15 protein-coding genes and 1 riboswitch are annotated in these 18,160 nt (G+C 54.0%); of the genes, 7 read left to right on the plus strand and 8 right to left on the minus strand.

Going from position 1 to position 18,160, the window contains the following annotated elements; all coding sequences use genetic code 11:
* The first annotated feature begins 1 nt into the window (after position 1).
* The 4 genes from pqqC to pqqF are packed head-to-tail and all read left to right on the plus strand — an operon-like array spanning position 2 to position 4,464.
* A complete protein-coding gene (gene pqqC / locus ABLV17_RS23085; protein WP_020078733.1) occupies positions 2-757 on the plus strand; it encodes a pyrroloquinoline-quinone synthase PqqC in 756 nt (251 codons plus the stop codon).
* Positions 758-759: 2 nt separating this feature from the next.
* Positions 760-1,038 (plus strand): pyrroloquinoline quinone biosynthesis peptide chaperone PqqD, encoded by a 279-nt coding sequence (pqqD, locus tag ABLV17_RS23090; protein WP_015366526.1) that lies wholly within the window; start codon positions 760-762, stop codon positions 1,036-1,038.
* The gene (pqqE, locus tag ABLV17_RS23095; protein ID WP_348854689.1) at positions 1,025-2,167 is read left to right on the plus strand and encodes a pyrroloquinoline quinone biosynthesis protein PqqE; all 1,143 of its coding nucleotides are present in this window, start codon (positions 1,025-1,027) and stop codon (positions 2,165-2,167) included. The genes pqqD and pqqE overlap by 14 nt, the downstream gene beginning before the upstream one ends.
* Positions 2,167-4,464 (plus strand): pyrroloquinoline quinone biosynthesis protein PqqF, encoded by a 2,298-nt coding sequence (gene pqqF / locus ABLV17_RS23100; protein ID WP_348854690.1) that lies wholly within the window; start codon positions 2,167-2,169, stop codon positions 4,462-4,464. Before pqqE ends, pqqF begins: the two co-directional genes overlap by 1 nt.
* A 5-nt stretch (positions 4,465-4,469) precedes the next feature.
* Here pqqF and mrdA read toward each other — a convergent pair whose 3' ends face one another.
* Entirely contained in the window at positions 4,470-6,389 is a 1,920-nt protein-coding gene (gene mrdA, locus ABLV17_RS23105; RefSeq protein ID WP_183269073.1) for a penicillin-binding protein 2, read from the minus strand.
* A gap of 186 nt (positions 6,390-6,575) precedes the next feature.
* Positions 6,576-7,208, minus strand: coding sequence for a LysE family translocator (locus tag ABLV17_RS23110; protein WP_087859615.1), 633 nt, complete (start codon positions 7,206-7,208; stop codon positions 6,576-6,578).
* A 17-nt stretch (positions 7,209-7,225) separates the two neighbouring features.
* Positions 7,226-7,305, minus strand: a riboswitch (ZMP/ZTP riboswitch).
* A gap of 363 nt (positions 7,306-7,668) precedes the next feature.
* Here ABLV17_RS23110 and katG point away from each other — a divergent pair.
* A complete protein-coding gene (katG, locus tag ABLV17_RS23115) occupies positions 7,669-9,846 on the plus strand; it encodes a catalase/peroxidase HPI (RefSeq protein WP_087859614.1) in 2,178 nt (725 codons plus the stop codon).
* Positions 9,847-9,922: 76 nt separating this feature from the next.
* Here katG and zapE read toward each other — a convergent pair whose 3' ends face one another.
* Complete coding sequence (gene zapE / locus ABLV17_RS23120; protein ID WP_308958723.1) at positions 9,923-10,945, minus strand: cell division protein ZapE; 1,023 nt, start codon at positions 10,943-10,945, stop codon at positions 9,923-9,925.
* Complete coding sequence (locus ABLV17_RS23125; RefSeq protein WP_308958722.1) at positions 10,929-11,537, minus strand: TetR/AcrR family transcriptional regulator; 609 nt, start codon at positions 11,535-11,537, stop codon at positions 10,929-10,931. The genes zapE and ABLV17_RS23125 overlap by 17 nt, the downstream gene beginning before the upstream one ends.
* Positions 11,538-11,705: 168 nt before the next feature.
* Between ABLV17_RS23125 and ABLV17_RS23130 the strand changes: the two genes are divergently transcribed.
* Positions 11,706-12,575: an arginase family protein gene (locus ABLV17_RS23130; protein ID WP_308958726.1), complete on the plus strand. Its 870-nt coding sequence runs from the start codon at positions 11,706-11,708 to the stop codon at positions 12,573-12,575.
* Between the two features lie 98 nt (positions 12,576-12,673).
* Here ABLV17_RS23130 and mgtU read toward each other — a convergent pair whose 3' ends face one another.
* The 3 genes from mgtU to mgtA are packed head-to-tail and all read right to left on the minus strand — an operon-like array spanning position 12,674 to position 15,617.
* Positions 12,674-12,760, minus strand: a complete 87-nt coding sequence (gene mgtU / locus ABLV17_RS23135; RefSeq protein WP_257880777.1) for a magnesium transporter protection protein MgtU — start codon at positions 12,758-12,760, stop codon at positions 12,674-12,676.
* 11 nt (positions 12,761-12,771) lie between these two features.
* A complete protein-coding gene (gene mgtR, locus ABLV17_RS23140) occupies positions 12,772-12,864 on the minus strand; it encodes a protein MgtR (protein WP_020078726.1) in 93 nt (30 codons plus the stop codon).
* A gap of 20 nt (positions 12,865-12,884) precedes the next feature.
* The gene (gene mgtA / locus ABLV17_RS23145; protein ID WP_308958721.1) at positions 12,885-15,617 is read right to left on the minus strand and encodes a magnesium-translocating P-type ATPase; all 2,733 of its coding nucleotides are present in this window, start codon (positions 15,615-15,617) and stop codon (positions 12,885-12,887) included.
* 686 nt (positions 15,618-16,303) lie between these two features.
* Here mgtA and ABLV17_RS23150 point away from each other — a divergent pair.
* Positions 16,304-17,425: a polysaccharide pyruvyl transferase family protein gene (locus ABLV17_RS23150; RefSeq protein WP_348854691.1), complete on the plus strand. Its 1,122-nt coding sequence runs from the start codon at positions 16,304-16,306 to the stop codon at positions 17,423-17,425.
* A 39-nt stretch (positions 17,426-17,464) separates the two neighbouring features.
* On the opposite strand, the gene ABLV17_RS23155 is transcribed toward ABLV17_RS23150, so the two are convergent.
* Positions 17,465-17,974, minus strand: coding sequence for an anti-virulence regulator CigR family protein (locus ABLV17_RS23155; RefSeq protein ID WP_308958720.1), 510 nt, complete (start codon positions 17,972-17,974; stop codon positions 17,465-17,467).
* Positions 17,975-18,160: the final 186 nt, after the last annotated feature.

The following is an 18,160-nucleotide window of genomic DNA, read 5'->3' on the forward strand; positions in this document are numbered from 1 at the left end:
TATGCAGATACGCGAAACCCTATCGCCACAGGCGTTTGAACAAGCGCTACGGGAAAAAGGCGCCTACTACCATATCCATCATCCGTACCATATTGCGATGCATAACGGCGAGGCCAGTCGCGAACAAATCCAGGGCTGGGTGGCGAACCGTTTTTACTACCAGACCAATATCCCGCTAAAAGACGCGGCGATTATGGCGAACTGCCCCGATCCACACACCCGCCGCAAATGGGTGCAGCGGATCCTCGACCACGATGGCAGTAATGGCCAGGAAGGCGGTATTGAAGCCTGGCTGCAGTTAGGCGAAGCCGTGGGTCTAAGCCGCGATGAGTTACTCAGCGAGCGCCACGTGCTGCCCGGCGTGCGTTTTGCCGTCGACGCCTACGTCAATTTTGCCCGCCGGGCCAACTGGCAGGAGGCGGCATGCAGTTCACTGACCGAACTGTTTGCCCCGCAAATCCATCAGTCGCGCCTCGACAGCTGGCCGCAGCACTATCCATGGATCAAAGAAGAAGGCTATTTCTACTTCCGCAGCCGCTTAAGCCAGGCCAATCGCGACGTTGAACATGGACTGGAACTGGCGAAGATCTACTGCGATAGCGCGGAAAAGCAGAACCGGATGCTGGAGATCCTGCAATTTAAGCTCGACATTCTGTGGTCGATGCTGGATGCCATGACCATGGCTTACGCGTTGCAGCGCCCTCCCTATCATACGGTCACCGACAAGGCGGCCTGGCACACAACCCGACTGGTATAACTATGCAAAAGAGCGCAATCATTGCCTTTCGTCGCGGCTACCGTCTACAGTGGGAAGCCGCTCAGGATAGCCACGTGATCCTCTATCCGGAAGGAATGGCGAAACTGAATGAAACCGCCGCCGCGATCCTCGAACTAGTCGATGGTCAACGCGACGCGGCAAAAATAATCGCCGAACTCAACGCCCGTTTCCCGGAAGCGGGCGGCGTCGATGACGACGTCATCGAATTCCTGCAGATAGCTTACCAACAGAAGTGGATTATCTTCCGTGAGCCAGAATAAACCCGCCGTTAATCCGCCGCTGTGGCTACTGGCGGAGCTGACCTATCGCTGTCCATTGCAGTGCCCCTACTGCTCTAACCCGCTGGACTTTGCTCAGCAGGAGAAAGAACTCACCACCGAACAGTGGATTGAGGTCTTTCGCCAGGCGCGGGCCATGGGTAGCGTGCAGATGGGGTTCTCCGGCGGCGAACCGCTGACGCGCAAAGATCTGCCGGAGCTGATTCGCGCCGCGCGCGACCTCGGTTTTTACACCAATCTGATTACGTCAGGCATTGGGCTCACCGAGAGCAAACTCGACGCCTTCAGCGAGGCCGGGCTGGATCATATCCAGATTAGCTTCCAGGCCAGCGATGAAGTGCTTAACGCGGCGCTGGCGGGCAACAAAAAAGCGTTCCAGCAGAAGCTGGCGATGGCGAAAGCGGTAAAAGCACGCGACTACCCGATGGTGCTGAACTTTGTCCTCCATCGCCACAACATCGACCAGATCGATAAAATCATCGAGCTGTGTATCGAGCTGGAAGCGGATGATGTTGAGCTCGCCACCTGCCAGTTTTACGGCTGGGCGTTCCTCAATCGTCAGGGGTTACTGCCGACCCGCGAACAGATCGCCCGTGCTGAACAGGTCGTTGCTGATTACCGACACAAAATGGCGGCTAACGGTAATCTGACCAATCTGCTTTTTGTCACCCCGGACTACTACGAAGAACGACCCAAAGGCTGTATGGGCGGCTGGGGCTCGATATTCCTCAGCGTAACCCCGGAAGGCACCGCACTGCCGTGCCACAGCGCTCGCCAGTTACCGGTCGAGTTCCCGTCGGTGCTGGAACAGAGTCTGGAATCGATCTGGTATGACTCATTTGGCTTCAACCGCTACCGCGGATTTGACTGGATGCCGGAGCCGTGCCGTTCCTGTGATGAAAAAGAGAAAGATTTCGGCGGTTGCCGCTGTCAGGCCTTTATGCTAACCGGCAATGCCGATAACGCTGACCCGGTGTGCAGCAAATCGCCGCACCACCATAAAATCCTCGAAGCGCGGCGCGAAGCGGCCTGCAGCGACATAAAAATCAGCCAGCTGCAGTTCCGCAACCGCACCCGTTCACAGCTGATTTATAATACCCGGGAATTGTGATGACCACCGCCACCAGCATCGTGGAACTGGCAGGCGGCATGCGCGCAACGCTGATTCATCAGCCGCAGACGACGCGTGCGGCGGCGTTGGTTAAGGTGGGCGCCGGAAGCCATCACGAAACCGATGCCCTGCCGGGGCTGGCTCATTTGCTGGAACATTTACTGTTTCGCGGCAGCCAGCGTTATCACGATGATGAGCGATTGATGGCGTGGATCCAACGCCAGGGCGGCAGCGTCAACGCCACCACCCTTGCCCGCCACAGCGCCTATTTCTTCGAGGTCGCCGCCAACAGTCTGGCCGAGGGCATCACCCGTCTACGGGATACGCTCCAGGCGCCGCTGCTGTCGCCTGAAGATATCCGTCAGGAACTGGCGGTCATCGATGCGGAAAACCGGCTTATCCAACAGCACGATCCCTCCCGCCGTGAAGCCGCGGCCCGTCACGCGATGGCGGCGCCCGCGGCTTTTCGCCGTTTTCAGGTCGGCAGCATGGATTCGCTGGGCGGAAACTTGCCTGCGTTGCAGAGTGCGCTCGGCGAGTTTCACCAGCGCTATTATGTCGCCAGCCATCTGCAGCTATGGCTTCAGGGGCCGCAGTCGCTTGATGAATTAGCCGAATTGGCCCATTTTTTTGCCGCGGGGTTCCCTGGCGGCCTGCCGCCGGAAAGCCCGCCGTCTGCGTATTTTAGCAACAATGTGGATCTTCAACTGGCCGTTGAAGACAAACCGGCGGTATGGCGTTGTCCGCTGATCGAAATAAGTGACAATGTCACTACTTTTCGCGAATTCTTACTGGATGAAGCGCCCGGCAGCCTGCTGGCCGGGCTGCGTGAATGCGGGCTCGCGGACGATATCGCGTTGAACTGGCTTTATCAGGATGAACGCGTCGGCTGGCTGGCGCTGGTATTTAGCAGCGACCATCCCGACGCCATCCAGCAGCATCTCGAGCGATGGCTGCAGGCATTGCGCCACACCTCGCCTGAACAGCAGTTGCACTATTACAGGCTGGCGCAGAGGCGTTTTAACGCACTCACCCCGCTCGAACAGTTACGTCAGCGGGCATTGGGTTTTGCGCCCGATTCCCCGCCCATCGACTTTGCCCGTTTCTGCGCCAGCTTGCTGACGGCGCCAGCCTCTTCGCTGGTGTGCCGCAAAATAGCGGCTGGCGATGGCGTGGCAACCCAGGGCTTTACCTTGCCGCTCGTCCGCAGGCAACCACGGACAGTCGTGATTGATCCGCTGGCATTTAGCTTTTATCCGCAGGCGGCGACCGCTGAGGCACCTGAACTGCCGCTAACGACCAGCCCGCTGTTGCACGTCATTGCAGATAATCAAACGCCAACGCTGATCGTTCGCAAACCTTTCTATAGCGTGCTTAGCCAGGCGCAAGGGATGGCGATAAGCCAGCAGATCCGTCCCTTGCTCGCGCAACTTCGCCATACAGGCGGCAGCGGCGAGTGGCAAACGGTGGACGGCAACTGGCAGCTTACTCTACAGCTACCTGAATCCGACGGCGTAGCGGAGCGCGTCGTCACCGCGCTCATGCGCCGATTATCGCAACCTGCACTGGGGACGACGGTCGCACCTGAAACCATTGCGATTCGCCAGCTACTGCAACAATTACCTGAACATCTGACTATCGCCCCGGCGCAAGAGGGTTGGCTGGCGGCGATGGTGGGCGGCAGCGGCAATCTGGCGCAGCAGGTTGCCCGTCAGTTGACGCTGCTCAATACCCCGGTTAACGCCGAACTTCACTCTTCGGCGGGCTGTCGCCGCGGTATTCAGCGTATTCCTCACGCCAGCTCGGATAACGCGCTATTAGTTTTTATTCTATTGCCCGAGGGGGCATCGCTGGCCGCGCTGCAACTGCTGGCGCTGCTTTGCGAGCCGCAATTCTTCCAGCGTCTGCGGGTCGAACAGCAGATTGGCTACGTGGTGAGCTGCCGTTATCAGCGGCTCGCCGATCGCGATGGCTTGCTGCTGGCGCTGCAGTCGCCCGACCGTTCCGCCGGTAATCTACTACGCTGCTGTAAAACTTTTCTTCGCCAGTTAACGCTGTGTGGGCAAGCTGAGTTCAGCCAGTTACAACACCAGCTGGCTGAGCAGAACGGTCAGGCGCGGGACGCCAGCGCAACCGCGCTCGCCGCCCTGCGCCAGCGCTATCATCTACCGGTAGCCACGCCGCAGAACGTTAACGACCTACAGCTGGACGAGATCATCGCGCTATGGCGTGAGATAACTCGCCGTCGCCGCAGTTGGCAAATCTTATATAGCGCGCCGACGACGTCCACCACTTAAGGTCGTCACTGCGCATCGGCGCTTTCGACCTGCGGTACGTTGCTTTGTGCGCTATCCGCAGCTGGCGCATTCGCCGGGTCGAAGATATGGTCGAGAATCGCGCGCGCCGTCGGGCCGGCGACAACGCCATCGCCGCCGCCATTTTCGAGAATGAGCGCCATCGCCACCTTCGGATGCTGATACGGCGCAAACAGGGTATAAAAAATGTGGTCGCGCAGACGCACCGGGATCATTTTGGCATTGTAGGTTTGATTCTCCTTCAGGCTAAATACCTGCGAGGTCCCGGATTTCGCCGCAATCTGGTACGGCGCGGTATGGAACAGCTTATATCCCGTCCCGTTCGGCAGGTTCGCCATGCCATACATACCGTTGCGGACAATCCCCCAGTATGGCGATTTCGGGTCGCCAACCTGCGGTAAATTGGCCGGCTGCTGGAAGCGTTCGACCTTATTCCCCTGCTTCATTGAATACAAAAGATGCGGGTTTTGTACCTTGCCGTTGTTGATTAGGGTGGTCAGCGCTTTCACCATTTGAATAGGAGTGGCGATCCAGTAGCCTTGGCCGATACCGACGGAAATCGTATCGCCCTGATACCACGGTTTTTTATGGACCCGCTGTTTCCATTCGCGGCTCGGCAAAACCCCGGCGTATTCTTCATTGAGATCGATGCCGGTCGATTGTCCGTAGCCGAACTTACTCAACCACTCGTGTATGCGATCGATGCCCATTTCAAAAGCGACCTGGTAGAAGAACGTATCCGCCGACTCTTCAATCGCTTTGGTCACGTTCAACATGCCGTGCCCCGTTTTTAACCAGTCGCGATAGCGGCGCTGAGTACCGGGTAACGTCCAGGTCGGTGCGCCAAAGAAGGTGGTATTTGGCGTGATCACCCCGGCAGAAAGGGCTGAGAGCGCCATATACGGCTTGACCGTAGAAGCCGGGGGATACAAGCCCTGAGTGACGCGGTTAATGAGCGGGCGATCCTGGTTATCGAGCAGTGATTTGTAAGCCTGGTAACCAATCCCCTTAACGAAGGGATTAGGGTCATAGCTGGGGCTGGAGACCATCGCCAGTACGCCGCCATCGCGCGGATCGACGGCCACGACCGCGGCGCGCTGGCCCTTCAGGACCGACTCAATATACTGCTGCAAATGCAGGTCGAGCGTCAGATAGATATTTTTGCCGGCGACCGGCGGGACTTCTTTCAACAGGCGAACAACGCGGCCATGATTGTCTACCTCGACTTCCTGATAACCAGTGGTGCCGTGTAGTTCTTTTTCGTAATAGCCTTCAATTCCCTGTTTGCCGATATTGCGGTCAGCCGCGTAGTTTTCTGCTTCGCCGTTTTTCGCCAGCCGTTGCAAATCGTTATCGTTAATTTTAGAAACGTAACCGACGACGTGCGCCAGTTCCGCGCCATAAGGATAACTTCGCTGCTGGTAGCTCTCGACGGTGACGCCAGGAAAACGGAATTCGTTGACCGCGAAGCGCGCCACTTCCACATCGGTAAGATCGGATTTCAGCGTCACTTCTTTATAGCGGCTATTGTGGTGCATATCGTCGCGGAAACTGGCGATATCATCCGCCGTCAGGTCGACAATCGGGCTTAACGCCTGGAGCAGCGCCGACATATCGGCAATCTTGCTGGGGATCACCTGCAGGCGATACAGGGTGATATTTTGCACCAGCGGAATACCGTTGCGGTCGAAAATCAGCCCCCGGCTTGGCGCGATCGGCAGCATTTTAATGTCGTTTTGATTGGAACGAGTCTGATAAAAATCGTGCTGCTCTACCTGGAGATGGTAGAGATTGAAAATCAACACGCCAAAGCAAACCACCACCAACAGGAAAGCAATAACGGCGCGGCGGATAAACAGCATCTCTTCTGCCGAGTGGTCGCGGATCTCATCTCTCAATAGGGGCATTGGCGGCAATTTACCTGCGTCACTGGAAAGCACAAAAAATAAAGGCGGGGAAGAATAGCTTTATTGACGCATTAGCCCTACAGAAAGGTTGCTAATGAACTGGCAGAAATGTATCAGTATGTTAGAACGTGAGATGCCTTTCTCCGGTTGAGAAAGGCATAAGCATGCGGGGTTTGCCAGCAACGGTTATTTTCTGGCCTCAAAAGCTATTTTCACGGCCATTCCGGCAAGTACCGTCGCCATCAGCCAACGTTGAAATTGTTGCCAGCCCGGCCGCCGCCCAAGAAAAAGCGCCACCTGCCCGGCCAGCATAATAATAAGTCCGTTTACCGCCACGCTTATTAGCGCCTGGGTGCAGCCTAGTATGAGCGACTGACTCAGCACGCTGCCGAGTCCGGGGGTGATAAACTGCGGCAGCAAAGACAAATACATAATAGCCACTTTAGGATTCGCCAGGCTGGTAAGAAAGCCCATCAGAAACAGCTTACGCCCGCTATCTGCCGGTAAGTCGCGTACCGCGAAAATCGGCCGCCCGCCGGGTTTAATCGCCTGCCACGCTAAATAGAGTAAATAAGCCACTCCGCAAATTCGCAACGCATCGTAGGCATAGGGTACGGCGAAAACCAGCGCGGTTATGCCAAAAGCGGCGCACAGCATATAACAGAAAAATCCCACCGCAACGCCAGCAAGAGATATAAAGCCGGCGCGTTTTCCCTGGCAAATCGACCGTGAAGTGAGGTACATCATGTTGGGGCCAGGCGTTAACACCAACCCCAACGCCACCGCGGCAAAAGCCGATAATGAAGCTAATTCAGGCATAACTTATCTCCAGATAGGGGTAATGCCCAGGCGCGCGGCGTACTTGACCATGCTCCCCAACAGTATTCTGTCTTTAGCGCCAGTCACATGGTGTCTAAGTATTAGCTTATTCCCGTTCGGTCGACAACCATTTCGCCTTTCCCGACCGTTTGGGTTTACCGGCGTTTTCGGCACTCCGCTTGACTGGCAACGCTAATCCTTTCATCGCAGTAAAATTGTCATATCTCAAACAATTAGCGATCCGTAGCGGTTAACGCATCATAACGTTTCCTTTACCGCTGCGTTACGACTATGTTTAAAGGTGTGGTTTTGAATTTCGCCGATTACACACAATAAAACGCTGGTTTTATTTATGTTTGTTGAACGGTAAAAGCTATTAAATCCGTAGACTCATTCAAATATCGCTTATTGGTAGCAGTGTATATCGTAATGGCATTCACAAAAGCAAACGGAGCCTGATATGAGCACGTCAAATGATCCCACTAACAACCCATCCGCAGGGAAATGCCCTTTCCACGCCGAGACGCCGAAGCAAAGCGCCGGCAGCGGTACCGCTAACCGTGATTGGTGGCCCAACCAACTTCGTGTTGACCTGCTGAATCAGCACTCCAACCGTTCTAACCCGCTGGGTGAAAACTTCAACTATCGGGAAGAGTTTAAAAAGCTCGACTACTCCGCATTAAAAGCCGACCTTCGCGCACTGCTGACCGACTCCCAGGAGTGGTGGCCCGCCGATTGGGGTAGCTACATTGGCCTGTTTATTCGCATGGCGTGGCACGGCGCGGGGACCTACCGTACCGTTGATGGCCGCGGCGGCGCGGGTCGCGGGCAGCAGCGTTTCGCTCCGCTTAACTCCTGGCCGGATAACGTCAGCCTTGATAAAGCCCGTCGCCTGCTGTGGCCGGTAAAACAAAAATACGGTCAGAAAATTTCCTGGGCCGACCTGTATATGCTGGCGGGTAACGTCGCATTAGAAAACGCCGGCTTCCGTACCTTCGGTTTCGGCGCAGGGCGTGAAGACGTGTGGGAACCGGACCTCGACGTTGACTGGGGCGATGAGAAAGAGTGGCTGAAACACCGCCACCCGGAAAGCCTGGAAAAACAAGCACTGGGCGCCACCGAAATGGGTCTGATCTATGTTAACCCGGAAGGCCCTAACGCCAGCGGCGATCCGCTTTCCGCTGCGGCAGCCATTCGCGCGACCTTCGGCAATATGGCGATGGACGATGAAGAAATCGTCGCGCTGATCGCCGGCGGCCATACGCTGGGTAAAACGCACGGCGCCGCACCGGCAAGCCACGTTGGCCCAGAACCAGAAGCCGCCCCGCTGGAATCTCAGGGTCTCGGCTGGAGCAGTACTTACGGCAGCGGTGTAGGCGCGGACGCTATCACTTCGGGTCTGGAAGTGGTATGGACGCAAACCCCGACCCAATGGAGCAACTACTTCTTCGAGAACCTGTTCAAATATGAATGGGTGCAGACGCGCAGCCCGGCGGGCGCAATTCAGTTTGAAGCGAAAGATGCGCCGGAGATTATTCCCGATCCGTTTGATCCGAATAAAAAACGTAAACCGACGATGCTGGTAACGGACCTGACGCTGCGCTTCGACCCGGAATTCGGCAAAATCTCACGCCGTTTCCTGAACGATCCGCAGGCCTTCAACGAAGCCTTCGCACGTGCCTGGTTTAAGCTGATTCACCGTGATATGGGGCCAAAATCCCGTTATCTCGGCCCGGAAGTGCCAAAAGAAGATCTGATTTGGCAGGATCCATTACCGGCACCGACACATAACCCAACCGCCTCCGATATCGCCACATTGAAAACGGCCATTGCGGATTCAGGCCTGTCGGTTAGCGAACTGGTCTCCGTTGCCTGGGCTTCCGCCTCAACCTTCCGCGGCGGTGACAAGCGCGGCGGCGCTAACGGCGCGCGTCTGGCCCTGCTGCCACAGAGAGAATGGCCGGTAAATGCCATTGCCAGCAAAGTGCTGCCAACGCTACAGGCAATCCAGAAAGCATCCGGTAAAGCTTCGTTGGCAGATATCATTGTTCTGGCGGGCGTCGTGGGAGTTGAGCAAGCCGCTGCCGCTGCCGGCGTTCGCGTAAACGTGCCATTCGCGCCGGGTCGCGTTGATGCGCGCCAGGATCAGACCGATGTTGAAGCAATGGATCTGCTGCAGCCGCTAGCCGACGGTTTCCGTAATTACCGTCGCATCGAAGGCGGAGTGTCGACGGAAACGCTGCTGATCGATAAGGCGCAGCAGCTCACCCTGACGGCGCCGGAAATGACGGCGCTGGTCGGCGGCCTGCGCGTGTTGGGCGCTAACTTCGATGGCAGCCAACATGGCGTCTTCACCGATCGCGTCGGCGTCCTCAGCACTGATTTCTTCGTCAACCTGCTGGATATGGGCACGGTCTGGAAAGCCGCTGATGATCAGGCGGAGCTGTTTACCGGTCGCGACCGTAAGAGCGGCGAAGAGAAATATACCGCCACTCGCGTCGATCTGGTGTTCGGTTCTAACTCGGTCCTGCGCGCGTTGGCCGAAGTCTATGCCTGCGCCGATGCGCAACAGAAATTCGTCACGGATTTCGTTGCCGCGTGGACGAAAGTGATGAATCTGGACCGCTTCGATCTGTAATTCCCCTGCCCGCCGGTGAATATCCGGCGGCAGGTTACTCGGTTAAAGCGCCGCTCATTATCGAGAGGCGCTTTTTTTATGCTTCCCGCGCGAGCTGCTGTAACCGACTAAAGGTGCGTTGAATATCATCCAGCTCCACATCCGCCACCAGTGTTTCCAGCCCGCAATCGGTAATTAATATTAAGCGGCACTGCTTTTCATACAAGATATCCACCACGTTGATAAAACGCTGCTGCGCCGCAGGGCTAACTCGCCCCAACGGTGGAACATTCTCGACGAGCCAGTTCTTATGCTGCTCACATAGCGTCAGGTAATCCATGACCGAGGTAGGCGCAAGGCAGAGCTGGTCGAAAGTGAAATGTAAAAAAGCGCTGCCTTGCGATGCCGTTTGCAAGGTCCGGTAACCCACCTCCAGAGTCTGCGCCTGCTGGGCAATATCCGGCAATCCGAGCGCCGCGCGGGTGCTGAGAGTTGGCTGTTCCAGCAGCTTCCCCCGGCAGAAATCATTCTCCAGCGAGGTATGTCGCTCGCGATAATCCTGTTCGCCGTTTAGCGCCGTTACCCTCATATGGTGTTTAATGAGGTTAATGGAAGGCAAAAACCGTTCGTGATAAAGCGGATTCGCCAGCAAACGGTCGGGCGGATAATTGGAAGTCGCTAATAAGACGATATTTCGCGCGAACAAATGCTCCAGTAGCACCTTTATCAACATCGCATCAGCCGGGTCATGAAGATGAAACTCATCAAAACAGAGCAGACGACAGTTGTCGGTCATTTGCGCGACAACTTGCGGCAATCGCGGCGCCGAAGAGGCGTTCAGCCGCTGATGGAGCTCGCGGAAAAAGTGATGAAAATGCACCCGCCGCTTTTCACGCAGCGGCAAGCTGGCAAAGAAACTATCGAGAATAAAGCTCTTCCCGCGCCCGGTTCGCCCCCAGACGTACAATCCTTGTATTGCCGTTTGCTGCCGGAATAACTGCTGGCTCAGCGTTTGCAAGTTGGCGACCAACGCGAGCTGGTCGGCATCAAGGGTGAGATTTTCTTTTGCCGCCCGTTGGGCCATCACGGCGCTAAAACAGAAATCAGCGTACTGTGGCATGCGATTCACTGGCGCTATTTTTATCGAGAATGGCCGCCATGACGTTGTCAAAATGCGGCAGATCCGTAGCCACGCTAAATGCGGGATTCATCGCTTTACGGCCAATCAGGCCATCGATGAACGCAAAGATGGTAAGCGTTGCTTCTTCGACGTTAACGTGTGGGCTGAGCTCGCCTGCGGCAATTCCTTGAGCAATAATCTGTGCCATTCCGTCGCGCATAATCCTGTCGCTTTTGACGAAAATCTGCCGCAGCGCCGGCTTTCTTGCCGATTCCGCAATAATTTCCACCCACAGCTGATGCGAAGAGGGATACCCCACTTCTTCTATACAGGAAACGGCTAAGGCGCAAATCTGCGCAAAATGGGAACCTTCGAAGCGCTCCTGATGCTTAGCTAATGCCGATTTTTGCTCTTCAAGGATAATCGCCTCAATGAGTTCATCTTTGCCTTTGAAGTAGGTGTACATCGCGCCGAGGCTAATACCTGCGCGCAGTGCAATTTCGCGCACGCTGGTTCCATTAAATCCTTTTTCGGCAAAGCACGCCGCCGCGGCGACAATCAGCTTATGGTACGTTTCTGAATTATTTAACATTTCAACTACCTCCGGCGATGGGCAATTCTACCTGCTTCAACCGCTTTTTGGCTAGCAACCTAATGTTAGGGTAAATAACCATTTTTACTTGCCATCACCGACTGTGCGCTTCATTATAAATGAATGAACGTTCGTTCATTTACCATGATAAATATGAGGAGAACCATGATGCCAAATACCCAAGCCAGTCTGCGTTTACTTTTCCCGCAGTGGCAAGGCGGTAACAATCCGCCCTACTTTTTCGGTTCGCAGCTACTGGCCTGGCTGGCGCCCCCAGCGCAAGGCGTCGTTCTGGAAATCAGCGTACCTGAACCCACAGACGCTGAACTGGCAAATGAAGAAGGTATTGTCGGCCGCCGGGCGATCGTTGAACAGTTGCTTGAGGCACAAGACAAAATCACGCGAAATCAGCCAGAGACCATCGTCACCTTAGGGGGTGATTGCCTGGTCTCTCTGGCTCCTTTTGCCTGGCTTGCGGAAAAATATGGCGATAAATTGGGGGTGTTATGGATTGATTCTCACCCTGACGTCATGACGCCCCAGCAGTACCCACATGCCCATGCCCACGTTCTTGGGGCGTTAATGGGCAATGGCGACGTGGAACTAACCCACGTGGTCAGAAAGCCCTTATCGCCTGGCAAAGCCCTTATTGCCGGGATCCATAGCCCGCTGGATATTGAAAGGCAGTTTATCAGCGAACACGGTATTACGACCTTGAGCCCGGCAGAACTACGCCAACATCCTCAAGCAATAGACGAGTGGATTGCGCGGGAAGGTATTGAGTACCTTGCCGTCCATCTCGATCTGGATGTCCTCGACCCGGCCCTGTTTCGCGCGGTGCTGTTTGCCCGACCGGGGCGCGGCGTACACGATTTTGGCGACGTCGCAGAAGGGAAACTAACAATTGACGAAGTGGTTAACCTTATCCACAAGGCCGCCGTGCAGGCCAAACCGGTGGGGCTCACCGTCGCCGAACACTTGCCCTGGGATGCCTTAAACCTGAAGAATATGCTCGAAGCTCTACCATTATTGAGCTAATCGTCGTGGGAAGTGTCTTTTGCCATGTTGCAGGCGCCAGAGCGAATACCGAAGGGACGTTACATCATGCCCGGAGCAATAATGCCCCGGGCCTTAAACTACCTAATCCAGACGGTGAGTAAGACTATCACCACCATCATCAACACAGCCTGGATAAAGATTGGGTCTAACGACGTTTTGCGCATAGTCCCCTCCGCTATTCAAAGATTTGCCGTATCGCCAGCGCCAGTACCAGCAAACCGGCCAGTAAAAACATCCAGGCGATGAGATCCTCCGGTGAACGATTCATCGTCATCCTCCTTTTTGTCATCAGAACCACTGGCCGAAGCGCTTGATATAGAAACGTTTCATACCCTGCGCCACCAGGCAGTAGCTCAGCAGCGTGGCAACCAACCACGGGAAATAACTTAGCGGCAGCGGCTCAAGCCCCACCATGGCGCCAAGCGGCGAGAATGGGATATAAATGCCGATGGCCATAATAGCGGCGGTGGTGAGCAATACAGGGAGCGTCGCGCGGCTTTGGATGAACGGTATTTTCTGCGTCCTCAACATATGCACCACCAGCGTCTGCGACAGCAGCCCTTCGATAAACCAGCCGGACTGGAACAGCGCCTGCGCCTCAACATGATTGGCGGCGAAGACGTACCACATCAGAGCAAAGGTGGTGATATCGAATATCGACGATGTGGGGCCAATCCACAGCATAAAGCGGCCAATGTTCTTCGCATCCCACTTGCGCGGTTTACGCAAAAATTCCTTATCCATTTTGTCCCACGGCAGCGACAGCTGTGAGATGTCGTACATCAGATTCTGGATCAGCAGATGAATAGCCAGCATCGGCAGGAACGGGATAAAGGCGCTGGCGACTAACACCGAAAACACGTTGCCGAAGTTGGAGCTGGCGGTCATGTTCAGGTATTTAATAATGTTGCCAAAGGTCTCACGTCCTTTAATAACGCCCTCTTCCAGCACCATCAGGTCTTTTTCCAGCAGAATAATATCCGATGACTCCTTCGCGATATCCGCCGCGCTATCGACGGAAATACCCACATCGGCATCGCGCAGCGCCGGAGCGTCATTAATGCCATCGCCCAGAAAACCAACGGTATGGCCATTTTTCTGTAGCATCTGCAGAATGCGCGACTTCTGCAGCGGCGTCAGTTTGGCGAACACCGCGCGTTTCTCCACCTCCTGCTGAAGCTGACGGTCAGTCATTGACTCAACCTGTTGGCCGGTGAGAATGTCGTGCGCATCAATACCCACTTCAAGACAAATCCGCGCCGTTACGACCGGGTTATCACCGGTAAGCACCTTAACCGCGACACCGTTATCACGCAGTGCGGTAATGGCTTTGCCCGCGCTTTCCTTCGGCGGGTCGAGGAACGTCAACATGCCTTCGACAGTGAGCCCCTGTTCATCGGCGGCAGTGAGCGGAACGCTTAGCGCGGCATCATCCAGCTTGCGGGTAGCGACCAGCAATACCCGGAAGCCCTGAGCGTTATAATCTTCGGTTTTCGTCAGCAGTAGTTCCCGGCGCAGCGCGTCCAGTTCAACGACCTTGTCGCCCTCACGGATATGGGTCGCGGCTTCGAGCATCTCTTCAACCGCCCCTTTGCAAATCAGGCTCTTATCGCCATAGCGGCTATCTTCCACCGAGACCGATACGCGGCGACGAACAAAATCGAACGGCAGTTCATCGAGCTTCACAAAGCGCTCTTTTTCCGTCGGCGCCAGCCGTCCTTCTCCATAACGAAGCACGGCTCTATCCATCAGATTGCGCGCCCCGCTTTGGCTGCTGCTATTCAGCCACGCCAGCATTAATACCCGATTGCTTTCCGCGCCGCCGACGTCGAGATGATGCTCAAGGATGATATTATCCTGGGTCAGAGTGCCGGTTTTATCCGTACACAGCACATCCATTGCGCCGAAGTTTTGAATGGCATTGAGACGCTTAACGATCACTTTGCGTCGCGACATGGCGATCGCGCCCTTCGCCAGATTCGAACTGACGATCATGGGTAACATTTCCGGCGTTAAACCGACCGCCACCGCCAGGGCGAAAAGCGAGGCTTCCACCCAATCACCTTTACTGAAGCCGTTAATCAACAACACGATCGGTACCATGATCAGCATGAAGCGAATTAACAACCAGCTGACGCTATTCACGCCGCGATCGAAGGCGGTCTGCGTACGGGTGCCGACGATCGATTTTGCCAGTGAGCCAAACCAGGTTCGGTCGCCGGTCGCCACCACTACCGCCTGCGCTCTACCGCTGGTAACGTTCGTCCCCATCAGACAGATATTACCCATCTCTAACAGACTGTTATTTTTATCCGGCGTCGGTAAACGATCGCTGCATTTACCCGACACGCTGGCCATGAGATCATATTTTTCTACCGGTAGTGATTCACCGCTAAGAATAGACTGACTGACAAAGAGGTCCCGTGATTCCAGCAGACGAACATCTGCCGGCACCAGATCGCCTGCGGCAAGAAATATAATATCTCCCGGCACCAGCTCTTCTATGGGTATTTCCTCCTGGCTGGGGCCAATATTGCCCGGCCCGCGGCGCAGTACCGTTGCGGTGGTACGGACCATGGATTTCAGCGCCTGCGCGGCTTTGTTGGTCCTGAACTCCTGCCAGAAGCGTAATAAACCGCTCAAACTTACCATCGTCAGGATAATAATGACGCCGGTAAGATCGGTCTCTTCACCGTTACGCAGCGGTAGCCAGTAATCGGTAATAAAACTGACCGCCGCCAGCGCCATCAGCACGTAAATAAACGGGTTATTAAATGCCTGCAGTAATTGAATAAAAAACGGCGGCGCGGTTTCTCGTGCCACTTCGTTACGGCCATAGTCTTCCAGCCGCTCCAGCGCATCGGCGGTCGTTAGCCCCTGCCGACTGCTATTTAAACGCGACAGCGTGTGATCCGGGCTATTAAAGGCCTCCGTTTCAATCGCAAAGCTCTTTTTATGCTGCTTATCATTTTCTGACGCAGACCGGTTGGTATTCCGGTTTTCTAATTTCATGTCAGTCATGATTCATCCCCAAATTTAGATGTGGTTGTCCCTGCATAAATAAATCATGCATAGCTAGATATTATTTTTCACACTCACCAATTCCACGCAGTAAATATCCCTACGTAGTTTGCTAAACCGCAGTGAGATAGCCTTAAGGGCCTGTGTGAGCGTGTATTACCGCGTCAAAGGCGGAGGGAACAGTGCGTAAAAAAACAATAGCATGATGAATTACCTCGCAAAAAAGCGAATTCCAGTTCTCAGGAGGCAATCGGGTTCGGGAAAGGATTGCTGCCTGCCGGTTGGCAAACAGCGCAGAATAGATAGCGTCAGTTTGCCTTGATGTTTAAATAAGGGTGACTGTCCAACATATCTCTCCTGTGTGAAGTTGTGCTTAGTATAGACGTGACTTGCCGGGAGTAAAGCTCCGTAAGCCCGTCAGTGAGGTTTGGTTTAGATTTGCTCTCGTTTAACGTCTCTCGTCAGAGGAGTCACAGCGCACAATCGTGTCGGCTGCCCATGCGTCAGACCGCCATCATACAACTCTTATCGTGAACATTGTGCCACCCACATCACCAAATCAGACTACATACCTATACGATAAACGTTATTTATATTAACATCTTAAATATTCGCATTATTTATTTATCTGTACGAAATACCATCATAATTTAAGCAAATTTACACAACTACATAAAGGAAACGGTATGAGCAAGAGAGTTTATTTGGTTTCATGTTCCGGAAGACCAAATTATGGCGATGAATTAATCACCGCCACTTGGCTATCTTTCCTTTATAAAAATTATCCACAGTATGAAGTTTGGCTTGATACCCCTGAACCGGGTAACGTGCAATCGTTGTTTATGAAATATCACCCAAATTTCAAAGCCATTAATACTCTGTGGAAAATATGCTGGCGTTCCGTCAACGATCTTAAGGATATAAATCATAAAACCGCCAGTCTTATTAAGGATTATGGTTCTCCTGATATTGACCTGAATATCGATATTTTACGCTCGGCTGATATTGTTCACATACTCGGCGGCGGCTATATCAATGCCAACTGGAAGGAAAACTATGCCATCCTGTTCGCTTGCCAGGCGTTAAAACAGGTCTCTCATGCTAAAACGATTGCTACCGGCATCAGCATTTACCCGCACGAAGAGTTCCTTGCCGCCGAAATTTTTAACGATGCGATAACCTCTTTTGATTACTTTTCCGTTCGCGATCCTGCTACTGCCAGTCGATTTGCGGTTGAAAATACTCAGGACGATGTGTTCCTGGGTTATGACCTGGATGTGGTATACAAAAACGATAGCCCCGATCTGCCGGATATTTTATGCTGCATTCAGAATGAACTCTCTGAAGACGATATATTTCAAAAACTTGTTTCCCAGGTTGCCGATTACCTTCAGCAACAGCATCAATGCGGCAAGAAAATAGGTTATATAGAAGCTATTCCAGGCGCCGACAACACGGCATTTGTCGAACTGCAGAAGGCCATCCCTGATATTGAGTTTTATCCTTTCTCGCATGTCTGGCATAGAGGTATCCCGGTTCAGGCTGATGGTGAGATGATTAGTACCCGTTTTCATCACCATCTGGTAGGCGCTTGCCTTGGGATTAAAGGCACCGCTCTGAATATTGATAGTGAATATTATAAGAACAAGCACGAATCGTTGAGCCTGCTGGGAACCGGCTGGAATGTGCAATCGGCAGACACCCTTGCTGGTAATTTACACTCAGCCATCAATGACGATTTTCAAGCGCAACTCAGTAATATTGCCTCTGCCAAGTCAATAAAGGCTTTGGCGCTGTATCAGGAATAACGGCACTCCAGTCCCCCGGCAACGCCGGGGGCTTCAGGTTTAATCAAATACGTTATTAATAATCGCGGTGACCACAGCGGTACTCAGCGCAATCAGTACCAGATCGTCACCAACGACCCGCCACTCATAGCCAGGATAATAAGGTAATTGGTTGAGCATCGAGGCGGGCACCGCTTTTTTAGCGATGCCCGGAGGTAATGGTTTTCCTCGTGCAAGATTTTTCGCAATCCCCGGAGGCAGCGCCTGATAGCCGGTTAAACCATAGTTCACCGCCAGCGCGCGAGCAGTGGTATAGCTGATATCACTGTTGACGTGATCCGGTTTGCCGTAGTTCTTACGCTGTCCCTTGCCTGCGGCGTTATCGCTTTGGCTGGCGCTATGGCCATTGTTGCTTTTGTCTCCATGGTTGCCACTATTGCCATGGTTGCCGCTATTACCATGACCACCGTTGCCATTACCGTTTCCGGGATTAGCAAGCGCCGGTGCCGCGGCCATTGTTAGCGACAGCACCATAGCCAATGTCGCTTTCACTACCTGACGCTTTAACATGATCTTTTCCTTTAAATGCACAGAGTACACGCTGCAAATGTAGGTGATATTCGCCACCGATACCATTTCACTTATTCTGATTTCTATCGCCGGTCGTTTACTTCAATTCCGCCGTGACTCCAGGCAAAAAACCAGCATATTCGCCATCCATAAACGCATTAAGCATGATTTCTGACTGTTAAATCG

The organism is Klebsiella sp. CN_Kp091 (genome assembly GCF_040065095.1).
Classification (GTDB): Bacteria; Pseudomonadota; Gammaproteobacteria; order Enterobacterales; family Enterobacteriaceae; genus Klebsiella; species Klebsiella aerogenes.

Coding starts and splice junctions, on each gene's coding strand:
- pqqC (WP_020078733.1), top strand. CDS start 2: ATGCAGATACGCGAAACCCTATCGCCACAGGCGTTTGAACAAGCGCTA.
- pqqD (WP_015366526.1), top strand. CDS start 760: ATGCAAAAGAGCGCAATCATTGCCTTTCGTCGCGGCTACCGTCTACAG.
- pqqF (WP_348854690.1), top strand. CDS start 2,167: ATGACCACCGCCACCAGCATCGTGGAACTGGCAGGCGGCATGCGCGCA.
- mrdA (WP_183269073.1), bottom strand. CDS start 6,389: ATGCCCCTATTGAGAGATGAGATCCGCGACCACTCGGCAGAAGAGATG.
- ABLV17_RS23110 (WP_087859615.1), bottom strand. CDS start 7,208: ATGCCTGAATTAGCTTCATTATCGGCTTTTGCCGCGGTGGCGTTGGGG.
- katG (WP_087859614.1), top strand. CDS start 7,669: ATGAGCACGTCAAATGATCCCACTAACAACCCATCCGCAGGGAAATGC.
- zapE (WP_308958723.1), bottom strand. CDS start 10,945: ATGCCACAGTACGCTGATTTCTGTTTTAGCGCCGTGATGGCCCAACGG.
- ABLV17_RS23125 (WP_308958722.1), bottom strand. CDS start 11,537: ATGTTAAATAATTCAGAAACGTACCATAAGCTGATTGTCGCCGCGGCG.
- ABLV17_RS23130 (WP_308958726.1), top strand. CDS start 11,706: ATGCCAAATACCCAAGCCAGTCTGCGTTTACTTTTCCCGCAGTGGCAA.
- mgtU (WP_257880777.1), bottom strand. CDS start 12,760: ATGCGCAAAACGTCGTTAGACCCAATCTTTATCCAGGCTGTGTTGATG.
- mgtR (WP_020078726.1), bottom strand. CDS start 12,864: ATGAATCGTTCACCGGAGGATCTCATCGCCTGGATGTTTTTACTGGCC.
- mgtA (WP_308958721.1), bottom strand. CDS start 15,617: ATGACTGACATGAAATTAGAAAACCGGAATACCAACCGGTCTGCGTCA.
- ABLV17_RS23150 (WP_348854691.1), top strand. CDS start 16,304: ATGAGCAAGAGAGTTTATTTGGTTTCATGTTCCGGAAGACCAAATTAT.
- ABLV17_RS23155 (WP_308958720.1), bottom strand. CDS start 17,974: ATGTTAAAGCGTCAGGTAGTGAAAGCGACATTGGCTATGGTGCTGTCG.